Origin of the sequence: Dactylosporangium sp. CA-092794 (genome assembly GCF_050948465.1) — a bacterium.
GTDB lineage: Bacteria > Actinomycetota > Actinomycetes > Mycobacteriales > Micromonosporaceae > Dactylosporangium.
This window is the reverse complement of sequence record NZ_CP192044.1, coordinates 11,131,639-11,149,670: the sequence shown is the minus strand read 5'-3', so window position 1 is coordinate 11,149,670 and position 18,032 is coordinate 11,131,639. Positions and strand designations below refer to the sequence as shown.

Here is an 18,032-nt window from a genome sequence, read left to right as displayed (position 1 = left end):
CCTCGTGTTCGAGCTGCCAAAGGCGGTTGCAGGTTGGTGGTCCGAGCGGGCCTCGTGTGGTGACGGCTGGCCAGTTGCCGGTGCCCGCATAGCACCGTCACCGTGTCGACCACGACGCACTCATCTGCTTGATGAGCGTGCACCCGCGCACATGTCGCTTACCGGTGACGGCTGGACCCGCACTCATGCCGGGAACGGCTCCACGTGCCCGCTCTACCCCCGACCGGCCACGTCCGCGCTGGTGGTGTAGGAACGGCCAGCGCTGATCCAGTTGTTTGAATGTTATGCCGCGGCGAGTTCGGCCGTGGTTGGTTCGGTGTCGGTTCCCTCGTTCGTGATTACGGTGGTGCGGGCTTTGCCGGGGATGTCCAGGCCCACGTAGCGGCGGCCTTCGGTCCATTCGTCGGTCTGTTCGGCGAGGACGGCGCCGACGAGGCGGATGATGGCGGCGCGGTTGGGGAAGATCCCGACGACGTCGGTGCGGCGGCGGATCTCCTTGTTGAGCCGTTCCTGGGGGTTGTTGGACCAGATCTGGCGCCAGACCTCACGCGGGAACGTGGTGAACGCGAGGAGGTCGCCGCGGGCGTCGTCGAGGTGTTCGGCCGCGGCGGGGAACCGTTCGGCGATCGCGGTCACGACCCGGGTGTACTGGGCGTGCACGGCGTCGGCGTCGGGCTGGTCGAAGACGGTGCGCACGAGGGTGGCGACCCATGGCTGCGCGGACTTGGGGACTTTCGCGAGCAGGTTGCGCAGGTAGTGGACCTGTAAAGAATCAACTTGGTCTTTTTCGTCGGAGCGTTCGATCATCTGCTATGCGCATTCACGGTGCGGTCCGGAGCCAGCTCTCTACGAGGTTCGAGGTGTTGCTGCCGCATCTGAACGAGCGTCAGCAGCGGCTGGCGCTCGCGACCGAGGCCCGTCTGCTCGGCCATGGTGGGGTCCGGGCGGTCGCGAGCGCGGCAGGCGTCAGCACGAGCACCGTGCGTCGAGGCGTGGCAGAGCTGGAAGCCGGTGACGATCCACTGCCGGCCGGGCGGGTCCGGCGGCCGGGCGGGTCCGGCGGCCGGGCGGCGGCCGCAAACGCGTCACGGAGCACGACGGTGAGCTGGTCGCTGCGCTGCTGGCGTTGGTGGAACCGGACGAACGTGGGGATCCGATGTCGCCGCTGCGCTGGACGACCAAGTCGCTGCGGCACCTGGCCGGGGAACTGACCAGGCAGGGGCATCCGGTGTCCGCGCCCACGGTGGGCCGGCTGTTGCGGGCTCACGGCTTCAGCCTGCAAGGCACCACCAAGACACTGGAAGGCGAACAGCATCCCGACCGCGACGTGCAGTTTCAGTACATCAACGAACAGGTCAAGGCCCATCAGGCCGCTGGAGCCCCGGTCATCAGCGTTGACGCGAAGAAGAAGGAACAACTCGGGCAGCTGCCGGCTGCGGGCCGTGAATGGCGCCCGAAAGGTGATCCGGTCCGGGTCGAGGACCACAGCTTCTTCACCACCGGCCCCGACACGCAGCAGGCCATCCCGTATGGCATCTACGACCTGACGGCGGACAGCGGGTGGGTCAACGTCGGGGTCGATCACGACACCTCGGCCTTCGCCGTGGCCTCCATCCGGCGGTGGTGGCAGGCCCGAGGAGCCGCCGACTATCCGGGCGCGACCAAGCTGCTGATCACCGCCGATGCCGGCGGGTCCAACAACCACCGCTACCGGCTCTGGAAGGCCGAACTGGCCGCGCTGGCGTCGGACACCGGTCTGACGATCACGGTCTGTCACTTCCCGCCGGGCACGTCGAAATGGAACAAGATCGAGCACCGGCTGTTCTCCCAGATCACGATGAACTGGCGGGGCCGGCCGTTGACCAGCCACGAGGTTGTCGTGGCGACCATCGCCTCGACCCGCACCCGCACCGGACTGCGGGTACACGCCGAACTGGACACCCGCAGCTACCCGCTCGGGCTGTCGGTCACCCGCGACCAGTTCCAATCGCTGCCCATCCTGGCCCACACGCAACGCGGCATCTGGAACTACACCGTGCACCCCACCGGCACCGCCCCACCGGCCGCCACCGTCGATCAACGTGCCCACACTCGGCAAGCAGCCCTGCAGGTCCTCACCGACGAGCGGCTCACCGGCATGCCACCAGCCGACCTCACCCAGCTTGCCGTGCTGCTCGCCCCCGCCCAGGCCGCCCAGACAGCGCAACGCCGCTACGAACAACGCGGCGGGCAACGCCGCCGCGCCCCCGGCGCGGGCAGCCGCAGCCTGCTCACCGACGCCGACCGAGTCCTCGTAACAGTCGTCTACCTTCGTCAGGTCTGCAGCCAGAACGTGCTGTCGGACCTGCTGGGCGTCAACACGAACACGGTCGGCCAGATCATCGCCGAGACCCGCCAGCTGCTCACCGAGCGCGGCCACGCGATCCCACCGGCCACCCTGCGGTTCACCACCGCGACCGCACTGACCGCCTTCGTGTCCAGCAACGACGACAACCCCGTCCGCTCCAGCGTTCCCAGCCTGCTCACCCACCCCGCGCTGACCGGCATCTCCCCGGCCGACCTCGCCGCCATGACCCAGCGCGTCGCGCACCTGCAGGCCGCTCGGACCGAACGCCACCGGCACCGCCGCCGCGGCGGCGAACGCCTGCCCGGAGCCCGCGGCGGCGTCTTCACCCAGAAGATCACCGACGCCGAACGTGTCCTGGCCACCGTGCTCTACCAGCGCCGCGTCTGCACCCAAGACGTCCTGGCCGACCTGTTCGCCGTCAGCCGACGCACCATCGGCAATGTCGTCCGCGAGGTCGGCTCGATCCTCGCCCAGGACGGCTACACCGCCACACCCGGCGCACCACGATTCACCACCGCAGCCACACTGCTCGAATCCCTGACCACCAACACCCTCAATGCATCGACACCAGCCAGTTGATTCTTTACAGGTCCAGTGGGTGCGGCAGCGCTGCCAGCCGGCGCCGGGCAGCGCGGCGCCGATCGCCGAGACCAGGCCCCGGTGGGCGTCGGAGACCACCAGGCGCACGCCGGACAGCCCGCGGGCGGTCAGGGAGCGCAGGAACGCCAGCCAGCCGGCGCCGTCCTCGTCGCTGGCGACGTCCAGGCCCAGGACCTCGCGTTGGCCGTCTGCGTTGACCCCGACCGCGACCAGGGCGTGGACGTTGACGGTGCGGCCGTGCTCCCGCACCTTGATCACGAGGGCGTCCAACCACACGAAGGTGTAGTGGCCCGAGTCGAGCGGCCGGTTGCGGAACGCCTCGACCTGCCCATCCAGATGCGCGGCCATCTCCGACACCTGGCTCTTGGACAGCGACGTGACGCCGAGCTGCTCGACGAGCTTCTCCACCCGCCGGGTCGACACGCCCAGCAGGTAGGCGGTCGCCACCACGGAGACGAGGGCCTGTTCGGCGCGGCGGCGGTGCTGCAGCAGCCAGTCCGGGAAGTACGAGCCGTGGCGCAGCTTCGGGATCGCCAGCTCCACCGTGCCGGCGCGGGTGTCCCAGTCCCGGGCCCGGTAGCCGTTGCGGGAGTTGACCCGCTCGTCGCTGCGCTCGCCGTAGGGTGCGCCGCACAGCGCGTCGGTCTCAGCGGACATCAGCGCCTCGGCGAACGTCTTCACCATCGTGCGCAACAGATCGGGTGACGCGGACTCGATGTGCTCGCGCAGGAACGCGGCACCGTCCACACTCACAGGTGCGGCCATCGCTTGGTCTCTCCTTCGATCTTTGGTCAGTTCGAAGGATCAAGCGGTGGCTGTTCCCATTCCGGCATCTCCACTCAAAGTGGGCGAGTCGTACACCACCTCAGGGGACGCAGCCCCCCCGACCGATTACTCTGCGAGTCATGAGCAACGCGGCTGGGGCGAAGGCGACCCGCGAGGAAGAGATCGCGTTTCTGGCCATGGAGCAGGTGCTAGGGGTCGACATCAAGCTCGCGGATGCCGGCGCTGGCGACAAGATGCCCGACGGCTCTTGGGTATACCCTGACGGCCAGGAGCGCCACGGCATCGTCGAGGTCACCTCGCCCCCGGCCGCAAGCCTGATGGTGCGATGGGCGCGCGCGAAAAAGGCGGGACTGCCCCAGACCGAGAGCGGATCGATCCCCTTGCGCTTGAACGAGCTCGCGCAGGTGTGCGATGAGATGCTCGCGGCGGACTGGGCTCGGGAGAACATCCACAAGCTCCTGGCCCAACCGGCCGATGAGCGGCACCTCTTCCTCTTTGGGCGGCGTCACGAGGAAGAGCACTACTTCTTCCGATTGTCCGATCTTGATGACGACGGGAAAACCGAGCCCATCGATGACCTTGTCCTCCCACAGGGCATCTCGGACGTATGGTTCCGGGGCCGGGCACGGCTGGACCCTGACCAACCACGTGACCAACCAGTGGGCACGATGAAACTCCGGTTGGCACGGTTTCACGCGGAGTCGGGTTGGCACCGCTACGTGGTCCGGATCGAGGACCGGCACCTGCCGACCCCCAATCGGCATATTACCGATGATCGAGTTCCCGCTGGATGGCGACATCCCAAAGATCGATCTACCAGGCCAGCCGATGACTGAGGCCGACTGGGTCGGCATTCACGTATCGGGTGCAGGCATGCTCGTGCCGCGGATCCTCGTGCCAACGGTCTGATCCGCGAGCGGCCCACCGCTGGACGCCGAACCCGTCCTCGTCTGCCGCGATCCGGGCGGGCCCGATGTCGATCATTAGGTTGAACGCGAGGATGCCCCGCGCGGTTCGCCCGGGGCATCCTTGCGTGACGGTGGGTTTCTGCGATTCACCATCGATTCGATGGCGGGCGCCCAGCCACCAGACCCGAACGCGAATCCGTACTTCTACCTTCAGCAGGTTCGCAGGTTCGCGCTGACGACTGCGGGACAGGATCGGGCTCGCGGACGTCTCGTGCTTCAGCCCGCGCCAGACCCGGACGAGGATGACGGGCGAGCTGTCAGTCGGCTCGTGTGTAAGCAGGTCGCTGCGAGCATCGAGAGCGAATACCGGCTTGACCAGATCCCGCTGTTCCTTGAAGATGCCGGCATCCCGCTCGGCCGCATCCCGCTCGGCCGCATCCCGCTCGGCCGCATCCCGCTCGGCCGCATCCCGCTCGGCCGCATCCCGCTCGGCCGCATCCCGCTGTCCGATGGCGCGCGGCGCGACGATGTGAACGCCATCCTGGAAGCCCTCGACCAGTGGGGGTCAGAAGGTCGGCGCATCATGCGTGGCTTCCTCGGTCGGTGGCTGGACGACCAGTTGCACACCGGACCCGACGACGAGGTCCGGGTCGCGATCACTGAACAGCTCGCTCGGCAGGGCTGGTTCGTCAAGGACGGTCGTCTGTCGTTGGTGAGCCGGCGGTCGGTCAGCTGCACTATGTAGCGGCGCCGCGTGTGAGAACCTGCTAAGGCTCAACGGGGGAGTGACGGCAACCCAGGTAGCCGAATGGCCGGTCATTCGGTTGAAGTGCCCCTCGGGTCGATCTAGACGCGTGATGCCGGGGCTCGGCAAGCTGACGTGAGGAATGGATGAGGGTCGCGAGGATCATGAGCGGAGCTAAAGTGGGACAGTTCGATGACCTTATTGAGCAGGCGAAAGCCGCTCGGATAGAGTTCGAGTGGTACCAACCGCACCCAGATCTCTCGGCCGTGTTGGTGTTTCGGTTCCAGGCCGGCTCTGTCAAAAAGCCAATGGTTGTCGATGGGGATCAAGCTGAGGTGCTTCGGAAGATAGACTTCGCTCGTCTTGTGCATATCGAAGGCTACGCTGCTATCTACGATCGTGAAGCGCAAGTCATTGAGGCGATGGTGGACCGTATCCATCTGACGTCACGCGGCTACCTTCAAAGCTCAGTGCTGGAAGCCATAGCTCGTGGTCGGAACCTGCGAGAGCCTTCTGACGAGCTCTCTCAAATGCCCGCGGTGCCCGAGCGGCTGGTACTGGGTGAAACTGATCCAGATTCTTGGCGCATGGATCTCAATTCGCCCAACTCTGCTATCGTCGCAGAGTTGTCGCGAGTAAGTCTCGCACTCCTGGCTGCCTCGCCCGGCATGTCGATGAATCAGCACGCCTCTCAGTATCCAGCGTCGCTGAAACTTAGGAATGTCAACCCGATGGATGCAGGTGAGGCGCTGGCCCTTCTTGAGGGGTTCGCGGGCTCCCTATTTTTTGAACTTGACTGTCGGTATGGGGTCGACATATCGCTCGAACGGGATATGTGGCCTTTCGAGCCGGCGCTACGTGAGCCCGATCCTGACAAAGTCGAGATGCGGTACCCAAAGAACCGCTACTCCGCTGCCGCGGTTGAGTTGTACATGTACGGCCGAACGGTCGAGGCGTATCCGCTGTTTCAGTTCCTAGCCTACTATCAGGTGTTAGAGCACTTCTTTCCTGCATATGCGGATCAGGAGATTCTCAAATGGGTGCGTCGGGTGCTTCGGGATCCGAGCTTCGACCTTGAAGATGGCCTCCATATGGGCCGGGTGCTGGGGGCGTTCCGCGAATCTTCCCGTAAGTCGTCACGGGAGATCGACCAACTGAAGCTCCTGCTCGCTGATTGTGTCGACGAGGAGGAGTTAAGAGCCTTCATCAATCAAGATCCGGCCCGTCGTGCCTTCCTGGAGAACAGGAACGGCCTCCAAGGAGTTGAGCCCCTCGTTGTCGGCAAGAGGTACGACCAGCCGCTCGCTGAACAAGTAGCGAAGCGCGTTTATGCGATTCGCAACAGGATCGTCCATGCCAAGGACGACGGCGGTGGTATGGGCGCCGCTCCGCTGCTGCCTACCAGCACCGAAGCTCGGCGCCTGTCACATGACGTGGCCTTGGGTCGCTTCCTGGCCCGGCGCGCTCTCATCGGCAACAGTCATCCAGCGCGTTGGTAGAGGCTTCGGGGTGGGTTCCCCGCTAGTGGTTGCGGTGGTGCCGCGCCGAGCCTGCGGGGTCGTCTCTCCAAGCCTGGCCGGGCTACGGTCGCATCACCAGTCAACACGTAGGCGCGATCCGAGCGCGCTCGGCTTCCATGGATCGAGCCAACGCGCGGATGCCCCGATCATGCCGCGATTCGGGCGAGTGTGTCAGCGTATGTCGCGTCAACGTGAGGATGCCCCGGCCATTGGGCCGGGTCATCCTCGATCGCCTAGTCGAACGCGAAACTGGCTTCCACGATCAGTGATCGACCAGTCGCGTTGTGTTGTTGCAGTTCTGTGACGTGCCCCCGGCTAGAGACAAACCTCCACGGCTCGATCGTTACGTGGCCTAGACGAGTAGTTCCGAAGTCAGGGGTCGATGTCTGGGCATGAAGGGAGGGCGCCGATGATCATGTTGTGACGCAAGACCTCGACACCCTCTTGACCGCACTTTACGTGAAGATCGACGACACCATCCAGACGCCACGATGGCGGGGCAGGCCGCCTCTGCTGACCGACTCCGAACTGGTCTGCCTGGCCGTGGCTCACGTCCTGCTCGGCGCGCGCTCGGAGGCACACTGGATCCGCTATGCCCGCATCCACCTGCACGGCATGTTTCCCTACCTGCCCCAGCGGCCGGGTTACAACAAGCGGCTGCGCGCCGCGCTGCCACTGATCAAAAAGGTGATCCGGGATCTGGCCCGCGACAGTGACTTCTGGTTCGACAACCACTGGATCGTCGATTCCACACCGATCCCGTGCGGCATGTCCCGCCCGACGGTGCAACGCTCGGACCTGGCCGGGTGGGCGGGATACGGCTACCGCGCCTCACACTCCCGGTTCTTCTGGGGCCTGCGCCTCTACCTGGTATGCACCCCGACCGGCATGCCGATCCTGTGGGCCCTGGCCAACCCGAAGATCGGCGAACGAGAGGTCTTGACCGCGATGCTGCAGATCGAGGCCAGGGTGATCGCCGAGCATCCAGGCATCCTGCTGATCTCCGACAAGGGCTTCGCGTCCAGGACCCTCGAACAGCGCTTGGCCGAGCAGGGCATCGAACTGCTCCGCCCGTCCCGGAAGCGGGAGAAGGCCCGCTACGGCGAGCCGATGCTCAAGAAGGTCCGGCAGCTGATCGAGTCGGTCAACGACACCCTCAAGGGCCAGCTCGACCTGGAAGACCACGGCGGCCGCACCTTCGACGGCGTTGCCGTGCGGGTGGCACAGCGCCTCCTCGCCATGGCCGCCGCGATCTGGCACAACAACAAGACCGGCGCACCCGTCACCCGGTCACTGATCGCCTACGACCACTGACCGGGATTCGGAACAACTCGTCTAGGTTGAGCAGGGCGGATGTATGGATTGACCTGGCCTTTGAGCTGCTGAGACGGTTGCAGGTTGGTGGCTCCTATCCAGCCTCTGTGTGCTGGTGGTCGGCTCAAAGGCAGCGCACCGAGCCGGGCTAGATCGTCCCTTGTCGACTTCGGTTGCCCGCCACCTGGCATCGCGCGCGCTGCACAGTAGGTGCTCTCCATCGATTGTCAGCGCAGGCGTAGCCGCCCCCGCACGGCGGTCGAAAACGCGACGAGTTGCTCCACTGTGCCTTGCTGCGCGATTCGCCGGTAAGCGTAGCCAAGAGCTTCGTCTTTGAATCCCTGCCGGGCTACCCATTCAATGATCTGATCGATGTCTATTGGGAGGCCATCGTCATGCATGCGGCTTCGCGCTCGACCTTGCGATTGATCTGCTGCTTGACCTCTGCGGCTTTGGCCACGAGGCGTCGCGGTCGACGGGAGTTGGCGCGAGCTTTGTCGATTGACGTCCCCAGGGTTCACTATGTGGTTACGCCGGACAGGCCAATTGCCGTCGGGCAGTTGGCGGACCTGCTGGCGCCTCTTTACGAGAAATGACGGACCGAAGTCGCTGGATACCCATTGCCAGACGCCGTCTTTCCCTTCAACGGGATCGATTCCCTGGATTGGCTGGATCCAGGCGATTCCGCCAAGGGCCGTGCGGTCTGCCGCCAGTCCGACAGCCTCAAGTTGGCTTCGCGGAGGTGACCAATGTAGGAGGTCGGGATAGCTGAAGGTGAGGGTGGATCCGTTCGCTGCGACTGTCGCGAGGCGAATGGCTTCGTTCCGCAGGTAATCGATATCAAGCACGGGGGTTGGCGCAGCCACATTGTCTGTTGCCCCGACGAGTGCCGCCGCCATAGTGGCGATTGTATCTGTGTCCGTGTGAAGTGCGCGAGCTGCCAGAAGGCTAACGGCTGCCGGGTCTGAGGGAAGGGCTGCGGCTAGCGTGAGTGCTGCGATTGTCGTGGTGGTCCCGCTGCCCCGCTGCGCTGGGTCCGTCAGCTTTAAGGCGGCAATAAGTCCTTCGTACATCGTTTCTGGGCTATCCGCCGAATCGCACACCTGTTGCGCATTCGACAGTAGTTCACGACATTCGGTAACCGTATCGCGCCACGCATCGGCGAGTGGTCGGCCACTCGCTTTCTCCCACGATGGGCGCCACAAAGACGCCAACTCGGCGTGTCCATCAATTAACCCGATCGCCTTTTCGGCGATATCTAGCATTCCTGGCAGATCGTCCAGTTTGGGTGCAACGCCAGATTCGATTGCTACACCGAGCGCAATAGCATGCAGAACGGCGCCAACCAGCGCCCGAGGGTGACCATGGGTCGTCGTGCCGTTGACGATGACATCGAGCAGGTGTTGTCCTAGTCTCCCAGGACTTGGGGCTGACCAGACATGGGGCTGAATACGCATAGCAACGCCATTTCCACCTGCGTCATGCCATCCGTCGTAAAAGTTGCCGAACCAAGGAGTATTCGGTTTTGCCAGGTTGACCGCTGCGGCTTTGCTCGCTCGACCACCGCCTAGGGCGTAGGCCGGCCATGTCGTCAACTCCACCCTCGCGAACGCCTCGACGTCGAACCCATGGCCGGAGATTGCTCGTGCCGTGGCTAGGCGCAACTGCGTATCATCTGAGTAGCAGCCAGCCGGAAGGGTGACGTCAACGCCGAACTTTCCGCCCACCCGACGTATCCATTCGACCGGTTCGGCGAGCGAACGACCTTTAAGGCGGCGATTGAGACCGCTCTCATCGGTGAGTTCCGAAATGAATCCGACAGAGTCGGCCCAAGCGGCCCACAGCATCGAGGAAACGATGCGCTTCTGACGTATTTCCTGGTTACTAGATGCGCTCACTGGAAGACCTCCGGCTTCACCGCAACCGGCACGCTCGGTACGTTCGGGAATATCCCTAAGAGACCATTCACATGGTCGAGATTTTCGCCGTCACGTACATACACAGCTGTTAGCTTTTTGATCGACAGCTCGCCAGGGTACAGTACCTCGGCTTGAGGGTCAGTAGTCCATGCAGCCGAAAGTCCTCGATACCGGGTCTTTCTTGAGCCGTGATACCCCCACTCGACGGAGTCGGCAAACAATTCACGGAGGCCCTCAATGCCCGTTCCGCGCTTGACGCAGCCGTGATACGTATTGTTCGTCGTCGTAAAGTAGACGCCCGGGTCAGAAAGCATTGAAACATCGAAGGCAAGCACCGCCCACCATGTCTCTCCGTCATTGTGCCACTTGTTTGCGGATGTACCCAGCATGTGTCCGTTGACGCGACTGATGGACAAATTGACGTAGTCGGTCCAATCGGCGTCTTTGAGACGGTCGTTGCAGTTTGGGGTGTAGATATGCTCGATGTACTTGTCTGCATCAAGGCGGTCTCGGGATCGGACCGCTGCCGTCGCGAAGATTCCGAGCAACCCATTGCCAGTCGTGAAATGCAGCACTTCAGTGATCCCTCGTTCGGCCACGTACGCGCTGATCTTGTCGGTCTTTGCTGCCCCCGCACTCATAGGGTCACCAACTCATAGGTTTCGGGCTTGAGGAGGCTCAGGATCGTGGAGGGGTTGTCCGCCTTGTAGCCAACGATGACGGACTTGCGGGCGCGGCCGACGCCCATCGCGATGAGTCGGCGGAGTCGGTCGAGTTGGGCGTCTCCGTCTTCGTTACCATGAGGGGTTACCTCCTGGTTGAGACCAGGCATGATGACATGGTCAAACTCCAGACCCTTGGCGGAGTGGATAGTGCACAGCGCCACTTGTTCAGGACCAGTCGGCCACGTGCTTGCACGGGTCAGCTCGGTCCATGGGATTCCGGCGGCCTTCAGTCGCGTACGCAGGTAGTCGAACCAGCGATTTCCGCGGGGCTGGAGGAACACGACGGACTCCGTGGTCAGGTCCACGGTGTTCAGTAGTTTGGCCAAGATGTAGTCGACCTGGCGGCTGTAGATGCCCGAGACCACGACCGGCAGCGGCCCATCAGATTCGCATGCGTTGAAGTCCGGAAGCGTCCCGTCATCGTCAAGCGGTAGCCCTTCCACCAGGGGCCGCGCGAACGCCGCGATTTGCTTGGTGTTGCGGTAATTCCGCTTCAGCGTATGGGTTTTCGCGAACGGTTCGACGCCAGCCTCCTTCCACGTGAAGAACCGCGGGTAGATCCGCTGCGCCGCATCAATAACGAACGTCGCCGAGAACGGGTCACCGAGGTGCCGCAGCATTGCGCGGACCTGGTTCGCGGAAAAGTCCTGCGCTTCGTCAACGATGACGACGTCCCATGGAGGGACGTCATCGACTTCCCCGGCGGCGACGGCGATGTCGTTCCAGTCCATCAACCCGTGCCGCTTCTTCAGCTCGGTATACGGGAAGATCACCTCGTCTAGCAGGCGTCGCCGCAGCGCCTGATCCACCCGCGGTGTCGTTCCTCGCCCACCACGTCGAGCAGGGAGGTATGCCTCAAGGCCGCCTGGTTCGAACCGGCCCAGAACGTACTCGACTTCCTCAATGAGGAAGTCGGTGTCCATAGATAACGACTTGGCGAGCGGCCGGAGCATCCGGGCAGAGTCATCGCGATCCAGGATCTGGGCGCCACCCAGCAGGTCCACGGCCCACTTGCCGAAGGTCAGCACTTGGAGTTCCAAGCCAAAATTACCGGTTACCTGACTTCGAGCAAGCTCGCTGATGTACCCCTCAAGCGTTCGGTTGTACGTCAGCACCAACACTCGAATGGGGGCCTCTAGACCGAGGCGGATTCGACGCGAGAGCCACGACTTACTCAGTTGCTGGAGCCGGTAAAGCGCAGTTGTGGTCTTGCCGCTACCCGCAGCACCACGTACAAGGACAAATCCCGGCTTGCTGTCCCCCAGGACGATCAACTGCTCAGGGGTTGGAGATATGGGCGGAAGGATCCGCATAGCCGCCTCCAGGCGGGTCGGAGCTCGGTGTGCCGAGCTCACATGGCCGCCATTGTACAACCAGGACAGCGCGGTCGAGCCCTGAACCGGCGCCGCGCTCGCGATTCGGGGGCGACAACCGCTCGCTGGGTCAACGAGAGGATGCCCCGGCCGCTCGGCCGGGGCATCCTCGATCGTCTACTTGAACGTGAAGCTGCCTTTGACGATCAGTGATGGTCCGATCGCGGTGCGTTTACGGTACTGTGGCGTGCCCCGGTAAGAGGCCAACCTGCATCGCTCGATCGCGACTTCATCCATGTCGAGCCGGGCGGATGCGCCGGCTGGCAGGGGATGACGCTATGAACTAGACCAAACGTAGCGAAGGGCGGGGGTCGGGTTGACCGAGTAGCTGGCGGACACGTCGGTGTGGCCAAGCCAGCTCAGCAGCAAGCGTCTTTAGTTCGAGCCCGTGTTGTTCGGCTAGTTCGAAGGCGCTCAGCAAAAGGACAGGAGTCTCGCCCTGGAACTTTGTAATTGGCTCCGGGCGCAACAAGCCGGAGTCCGTTGCTTGCTGCAACCGCACGTACGACCGCCGGGCAGACGCGTCGGAAATTATTCCCAGTTCCCTACAGCGCCGAACCAATGACTTTACCGACACGCCCCAGCGCCGACTGATCTCGTCGAGCGCCTGTAGACGAAACCGTGCCGGGAGTTCGTCTGCGATCTCGGCCGCTGGTGCGAGCAGCTCGGCGGCGAACCGGTCTGCCTCTTTTTCCTGTTCAAGATCGCCTGGAATGACGTTGCGGTGCAGGAGGAGATGTCCAAGTTCGTGACACGCTGTAAACCGGTGCCGATAAACATCATTTGCGCGATCTGGCGTCAGAATGACAAGGGGGCGTGGGAAGATGGAGGTCGAGAACGCGTCGACTCGGGCTACGTCCTCATCCATTGATACGAGCGAGACGACCACGCCATGAATCTCAAGCGTGCGCACGGCATGACGAAATGGTCCGGCTTCGATCCCCCAAAACTTGCGGACCTCTCTCGCTGCAGACTCCGGCCCAATAGGCCGTGCACTTTTCTCGGATCCAATAGCCGGTAGGTTCACAGGCGGAAGTTCGATGTGCCGTTCGAGCGCATTCGTCAGTTCCCAGACCTGTTCCGCGACCTCCATCGCTTTGGCGCGCTGGCCGACCCGCGTACTGCGGAGGCTTCGGAAATGAGCCATGGACGCGTCGATCCTGACGTATGGCCTGCCCTTGGCGAAGAAGGCCAAGGGATAGCCCAAGACCTCTGCCAGACGCTTCAGGTGATCGGGGCGTGGAGCGGTAATCCCCGCCTCGTACTGTCCAACGGCTGCCGCCGAAACCCCGAGATCTTCGGCCAGTTCATGTTTTGTCCTGCCAGCAAGCACGCGCGCCTGCGTCAGCCGGACCGGATCGAACAGGTCGGCGACAGTCGCTGCGGCCGGCGACTCGAACAGCGAGGGCTGACGGAACCGCCTACTCATGAGTGCCGGTGGGGCCGGGCGGCGTCGAGTCGTCTCCGGGCGAGCCGCTTTCAAGCGGGGAACGGGGGCGCAGCTTCGGACGCTCCAGCGGGCCCGAGTCGAACGTAGGTCCGTCGTCGCGGGTCGTAGTGTCACGGACGAAGGCCGTGTGGACGGACGACAACTCGATCGGCTCGCAGTACGCCCAATCCAACAGGTCGCCCGGTCCGAGCCGCGCATAGCCGAAGTGCGCGTTGAGGAGCGCATCCGGATTGCTCGCGAAGGCGAGGACGGCCACCAAGCCACCGGTTGTCGCCAGCGCCCGGATGTCGGCACCGTACTCATTGAACTGTTGCTGCTGCTCCTCGGGCAGTTCCGCGATGACCGCGTCGCCAAGACCGATTTCACCGAGGGGCAGCTCCGCGGGAAGGCTTGGAGGCTCGAACAGGGACCGGCGAGTGTCAGAAACGGGCTTGCCGAAGGGCACGGTCTTGAGGTCGGTCTTCCCGTCCCTCGCGTAGCGCCACGGGATAATCGGCACCCCGTTGACCACGGGCAGGACGTAGCGGCCCCTCTTTGGGCGATGGCGCTGCACCCCCGCGACCCCACTCAGGCCGTCAACGAGTGCCCTCGGTATACCGAGCCAGATGAGGCCGTACGGGCTAGCGTCCGCCAGCCCGGTCTGCTGCTGGAGCGCGACGTACCGTCCGTGCGTCGCCACCAGGAGATTAGGAAGGGTCTCGCGGACGTACGGGCCGGGCTCACCCAGCACCTCCCGCGACCATGCGAGCGCTTCAGCGTCGACCATCTCGAACTGCCCCCTGCTTCAGGTGATGCCGACAAGGTAGCACGGAAACTTCAGAAAATCTCGCGATGCGCTCACTTTGCGGCCCTTGGTCTCTGGTCGCCGTCGGCCTGTAGAGCATCCGTTTGCGTTGGTCGCGCATGGCCGGACGGGCCGGGATCGAGGGGGCGTGTCGTTGGGGCCCCCTTGCGAAGGGCTCCGAGCGTCTTGGGGTCGCCGGACGTGCCTAAAGTAACGTCCGCGCTCCCGCCGCGATCGAAATGGTTCCGGTGTCGAGCATCAGGGTGAACACGAGGATGCCCCAGGCGAATCGCCCGGGGCATCCTCGTTCAGCTATAGCGCGAAGCTGGCATCCACGATCAGTGATCGACCGCGCACGCTGCGCGTTTGCAGTTCTGTGACGTGCCCCCGGCAGGATTCAAACCTGCGCCCGAGTGGGCGAGCTTGCCAGCGCCGATCATACTGGCGAGACGATCTTGGTCTGGGTGGCTGTTGAGACACCAATTCCGTCAAAGCGGGGGGTTCCCGAGGGGTTGCACACCAGGAAAGTCATCGACAAAAATGCGGTGAGCACATCCCGGCTGGTCACTGCCTCTCCTATGTACGCCGCGTAGGACTTGAACCTACAACCCGCAGATTAAGAGTCTGCTGCTCTGCCAGTTGAGCTAGCGGCGCGTGGCTGAACGGGAGTAACCCTAGCACGGCCCCCAGGGGCCGCAGCAAACGAGATACCCCCGTCCAGGCGTGGCCCGCGTTACTCCTCGTCGTCCTCCCAGAAGAAGTCTGTCTGGGGAGCCTGGTCCGGGTCGTCCTCGAGCAGGTCCGCTTCCGGGCCGACCATCTCGTCCAGCTCTTCGTCGGGCTGATCCCAGGTCGCGGGCGAATTCGGCATCTTCGGCATCTCGGCTGTCATGGCACACCCCCGTGGGTACCGGATCTCTGATTCCAAACTGGCGCTGGGCGAGCTACCCGGAGCTGGCGGTCCTAACCGCGGCCGGCCAGGTCGAGGCGCGCAGTACCAGGGTGGTGGGCATCAGCAGCTCCTCGGGGCTCCAGTCGCCGGCGGTCAGTGCGCGGCGGAGCATGCCGGCGGCCAGGACTCCCTGCTCGAAGACGCGCTGGCGGACCGTGGTGAGGTCGAGCAGGGCGCTCAGTTCGTGGTCGTCGAAGCCGATGACCGATACGTGCCGTCCCGTGCGGCGCAGGGCGCTCAGGGCGCCGAAGGCCAGTTCGTCCGATTCGGCGAAGACCGCGGTGGGTGGGTCGGGGAGGGTGAGCAGGCGGCGCATGGCCTGCTCGCCGCCGTCCAGGCCGTGCGGTACCGACATGATCAGCTCGTCCGCGATGGGGATGCCGGCGGCGGTGAGGGTCTCCGTGTACGCGTGGCGGCGGGCGTGGGCGACCGGCAGGAACATGCTCTGGTCGTTGAACGTGGAGATCATCCCGATCCGGCGGTGGCCCAGGGCCAGCAGGTGCTGGACGGCCGTGGACGCCGCCGCCACGTCGTCGATGCGGACGCAGCCGGCGCCGGGCACGTGGTGGCCGACCGCGACGATCGGTACCCCCAAAGATCGTAGATCCGAAATTTCCTCCTCGGTGAACTGCATCGCGACCGTGAGCACGGCGTCCACGCGGCGGCGCAGCGGCAGGGCGCCGAAGAACCGCTCGCGGGCCGGGATGTCGCCGAGGTTGTACAGCAGCAGGTCGAGGCGGTGCTCGCGCAGCACCGACTCGGCGCCGGCGACGATCTGGCCGAAGAACCAGCGGGAGGCGTACGGCACGATCACGCCCACCGTGTTGGTCCGGCCGCTCGCCAGGCGCGAGGCGATCGGTGAGACGACATACGACAGCGACGCCGCGGCCTGCAGCACGCGGTCGCGCGTCTCTTCGGAGACGTTGGGCAGCCCGCGGAGGGTGCGTGACACGGTTGCGGTCGAAACCCCCGCAAGCCGGGCAACGTCCTCCATGCTGACGGGCGGTGGAACGTCAGCCACACGCGAAGGCTAGGCAACGCAGCGCCGACCGGCAATATGTCCACCGAGTTACCAACCCGTTATCGATGAAACCCCTTGGGGGGCTCGACAAACCAACCTTGCAAACGCTTACATCCGAGGAACACAAGGCACACCCCCAGCACGCCGGGGACGTCGGCGGAAGGTCTTCGCCACGGACCGGGCATAGCCAAAGGAGGCTAACCATGGCCGTCCTCTCGAGGCGGCGTCGGGCATTCACGCTCGTCGGTGTGGCCGCGTTGGCCCTTGCCGCATCCGCCTGCGGTAGTGGCGACAGTGGCTCCAGCAAGGCCGACCAGCCCGAGTGCGCGCCGTTCGCGCAGTACAAGGTCGCAAAGAAGAAGACCGTTTCGGTCTACGCCACCATCCGCGACGCCGAGGCCGACAAGCTGACGCAGTCGTGGAAGGAGTTCGAGGACTGCACCAACATCAAGATCGAGTACGAGGGATCTGGCGAGTTCGAGACCCAGATCAAGGTCCGGGCCGACGGCGGTCAGCCGCCGGACATCGCCGTCTTCCCGCAGCCCGGCCTGCTCGCGTCATTCGCCAAGAAGGGCCAGCTCAAGGAGCTGCCCGCGCCGGTCAAGGCGAACCTCGACAAGAACTGGTCGAAGGACTGGGCGAAGTACGCCACGGTCGACGGCAAGGTCTACGGCGTGCCGATGGGCGCCAACGTCAAGTCGCTGGTCTGGTACTCCCCGTCGCTGTTCAAGGAGAAGGGGTACACCGTACCCAAGACCTGGGACGAGATGATCGCGCTCAGCGACAAGATCGCCGACAGCGGCATCAAGGCGTGGTGCGCCGGCATCGAGTCCGGTGACGCGACCGGTTGGCCCGCCACCGACTGGATCGAGGACATCGTCCTGCGCGACCAGGGTCCGGACGTGTACGACCAGTGGGTCGACCACACGATCCCGTTCAACGACCCGAAGATCTACTCGGCCGCCGAGCGCGCCGCGTCGATCCTCAAGAACCCGAAGTACGTCGGCAACCCCAAGACCATCGTGACCACCTCCTTCCAGGAGGCCGGCCTGCCGGTCAAGGACAAGAAGTGTGGCCTGCACCGCCAGGCCAACTTCTACTCCAACCAGTGGCCGAAGGGCACCAACGTGGCCGAGGACGGCGACGTCTTCGCCTTCTACTTCCCGCCGGTGGACCCGTCCAAGGGCAAGCCGGTGCTGGTGGGCGGCGAGTTCGTCTCGGCCTTCTCCGACCGCGAAGAGGTCGTCAAGGTGCAGACCTACCTGGCCTCGGCCGAGTGGGCGAACAGCAAGGCCAAGCTCGGCGACTGGATCTCGGCCAACAAGAACCTCGACGTCAGCCAGGTGACGGGCACGATCGACAAGCTGTCGGTGCAGATCCTGCAGGACCCGGCCACCGTGGCCCGCTTCGACGGCTCCGACCTGATGCCCGCCGCGGTCGGGTCGAAGTCCTTCTGGACCGGCATGACCGACTGGATCAACGGCACCAAGGACACCAAGGCCACGCTGGACTACATCGAAAGCACCTGGCCCAAGTAGCGAACTGAGAGCCGGGTCCGGCGCCACGCACCACGGCGCCGGGCCCGGCC

At 64.4% G+C, this 18,032-nt stretch carries 12 protein-coding genes, 1 tRNA gene and 3 pseudogenes; 6 read left to right on the top strand and 10 right to left on the bottom strand.

Annotated elements, in window-relative coordinates:
• Positions 1 to 282: 282 nt before the first annotated feature.
• A pseudogene (locus ACQPXD_RS48120) lies at positions 283 to 765 on the bottom strand (transposase); the annotation flags it as partial.
• Positions 766 to 812: 47 nt separating this feature from the next.
• On the opposite strand from ACQPXD_RS48120, the pseudogene ACQPXD_RS48115 reads away from it, so the two are divergent.
• Positions 813 to 2,926: pseudogene (locus ACQPXD_RS48115) on the top strand (ISAzo13 family transposase).
• Here ACQPXD_RS48115 and ACQPXD_RS48110 read toward each other — a convergent pair.
• Positions 2,903 to 3,712, bottom strand: a pseudogene (locus ACQPXD_RS48110) (IS256 family transposase); the annotation flags it as partial. The pseudogenes ACQPXD_RS48115 and ACQPXD_RS48110 sit on opposite strands and share 24 nt — an antisense overlap.
• 140 nt (positions 3,713 to 3,852) lie before the next feature.
• Between ACQPXD_RS48110 and ACQPXD_RS48105 the strand changes: the two are divergent.
• The 4 genes from ACQPXD_RS48105 (at position 3,853) to ACQPXD_RS48090 (ending at position 8,220) form a co-directional block, all read left to right on the top strand.
• Entirely contained in the window at positions 3,853 to 4,569 is a 717-nt protein-coding gene (locus tag ACQPXD_RS48105) for a hypothetical protein (RefSeq protein ID WP_432830515.1), read from the top strand.
• Between the two features lie 232 nt (positions 4,570 to 4,801).
• A complete protein-coding gene (locus ACQPXD_RS48100) occupies positions 4,802 to 5,386 on the top strand; it encodes a hypothetical protein (RefSeq protein WP_432830513.1) in 585 nt (194 codons plus the stop codon).
• A gap of 179 nt (positions 5,387 to 5,565) precedes the next feature.
• On the top strand, positions 5,566 to 6,885 hold the full coding sequence (locus tag ACQPXD_RS48095) for a hypothetical protein (protein ID WP_432830511.1): 1,320 nt from the start codon (positions 5,566 to 5,568) through the stop codon (positions 6,883 to 6,885).
• A gap of 441 nt (positions 6,886 to 7,326) precedes the next feature.
• Positions 7,327 to 8,220 (top strand): IS982 family transposase, encoded by an 894-nt coding sequence (locus tag ACQPXD_RS48090; protein ID WP_432830509.1) that lies wholly within the window; start codon positions 7,327 to 7,329, stop codon positions 8,218 to 8,220.
• Between the two features lie 227 nt (positions 8,221 to 8,447).
• On the opposite strand, the gene ACQPXD_RS48085 is transcribed toward ACQPXD_RS48090, so the two are convergent.
• From ACQPXD_RS48085 to ACQPXD_RS48050, 8 genes are all read right to left on the bottom strand, one after another.
• Positions 8,448 to 10,067 carry an ADP-ribosylglycohydrolase family protein gene (locus ACQPXD_RS48085; protein ID WP_432830507.1) on the bottom strand — a complete coding sequence of 540 codons (1,620 nt, stop codon included), beginning with the start codon at positions 10,065 to 10,067 and terminating at the stop codon, positions 8,448 to 8,450.
• A 47-nt stretch (positions 10,068 to 10,114) separates the two neighbouring features.
• Positions 10,115 to 10,780 (bottom strand): DarT ssDNA thymidine ADP-ribosyltransferase family protein, encoded by a 666-nt coding sequence (locus ACQPXD_RS48080; protein WP_432830505.1) that lies wholly within the window; start codon positions 10,778 to 10,780, stop codon positions 10,115 to 10,117.
• A complete protein-coding gene (locus ACQPXD_RS48075) occupies positions 10,777 to 12,177 on the bottom strand; it encodes a 3'-5' exonuclease (RefSeq protein WP_432830503.1) in 1,401 nt (466 codons plus the stop codon). The genes ACQPXD_RS48080 and ACQPXD_RS48075 overlap by 4 nt, the downstream gene beginning before the upstream one ends.
• Positions 12,178 to 12,520: 343 nt before the next feature.
• Positions 12,521 to 13,666 carry an XRE family transcriptional regulator gene (locus ACQPXD_RS48070; RefSeq protein WP_432830501.1) on the bottom strand — a complete coding sequence of 382 codons (1,146 nt, stop codon included), beginning with the start codon at positions 13,664 to 13,666 and terminating at the stop codon, positions 12,521 to 12,523.
• Positions 13,659 to 14,453 (bottom strand): hypothetical protein, encoded by a 795-nt coding sequence (locus tag ACQPXD_RS48065; protein ID WP_432830499.1) that lies wholly within the window; start codon positions 14,451 to 14,453, stop codon positions 13,659 to 13,661. The genes ACQPXD_RS48070 and ACQPXD_RS48065 overlap by 8 nt, the downstream gene beginning before the upstream one ends.
• A gap of 599 nt (positions 14,454 to 15,052) precedes the next feature.
• Positions 15,053 to 15,125, bottom strand: a tRNA-Lys gene (locus tag ACQPXD_RS48060).
• 79 nt (positions 15,126 to 15,204) lie between these two features.
• Positions 15,205 to 15,342 (bottom strand): hypothetical protein, encoded by a 138-nt coding sequence (locus ACQPXD_RS48055; protein ID WP_432830497.1) that lies wholly within the window; start codon positions 15,340 to 15,342, stop codon positions 15,205 to 15,207.
• A gap of 73 nt (positions 15,343 to 15,415) precedes the next feature.
• Complete coding sequence (locus tag ACQPXD_RS48050) at positions 15,416 to 16,444, bottom strand: LacI family DNA-binding transcriptional regulator (RefSeq protein ID WP_432830495.1); 1,029 nt, start codon at positions 16,442 to 16,444, stop codon at positions 15,416 to 15,418.
• 203 nt (positions 16,445 to 16,647) lie between these two features.
• On the opposite strand from ACQPXD_RS48050, the gene ACQPXD_RS48045 reads away from it, so the two are divergent.
• A complete protein-coding gene (locus ACQPXD_RS48045) occupies positions 16,648 to 17,982 on the top strand; it encodes an ABC transporter substrate-binding protein (RefSeq protein WP_432830493.1) in 1,335 nt (444 codons plus the stop codon).
• Positions 17,983 to 18,032 lie beyond the last annotated feature (50 nt).

Bases quoted from the DNA above. Each gene is read 5' to 3' on its own strand.
- ACQPXD_RS48105 (WP_432830515.1), top strand. From the start codon at position 3,853: ATGAGCAACGCGGCTGGGGCGAAGGCGACCCGCGAGGAAGAGATCGCG.
- ACQPXD_RS48100 (WP_432830513.1), top strand. From the start codon at position 4,802: ATGGCGGGCGCCCAGCCACCAGACCCGAACGCGAATCCGTACTTCTAC.
- ACQPXD_RS48085 (WP_432830507.1), bottom strand. From the start codon at position 10,067: ATGCTGTGGGCCGCTTGGGCCGACTCTGTCGGATTCATTTCGGAACTC.
- ACQPXD_RS48080 (WP_432830505.1), bottom strand. From the start codon at position 10,780: ATGAGTGCGGGGGCAGCAAAGACCGACAAGATCAGCGCGTACGTGGCC.
- ACQPXD_RS48075 (WP_432830503.1), bottom strand. From the start codon at position 12,177: ATGCGGATCCTTCCGCCCATATCTCCAACCCCTGAGCAGTTGATCGTC.
- ACQPXD_RS48070 (WP_432830501.1), bottom strand. From the start codon at position 13,666: ATGAGTAGGCGGTTCCGTCAGCCCTCGCTGTTCGAGTCGCCGGCCGCA.
- ACQPXD_RS48065 (WP_432830499.1), bottom strand. From the start codon at position 14,453: ATGGTCGACGCTGAAGCGCTCGCATGGTCGCGGGAGGTGCTGGGTGAG.
- ACQPXD_RS48055 (WP_432830497.1), bottom strand. From the start codon at position 15,342: ATGCCGAATTCGCCCGCGACCTGGGATCAGCCCGACGAAGAGCTGGAC.
- ACQPXD_RS48045 (WP_432830493.1), top strand. From the start codon at position 16,648: ATGGCCGTCCTCTCGAGGCGGCGTCGGGCATTCACGCTCGTCGGTGTG.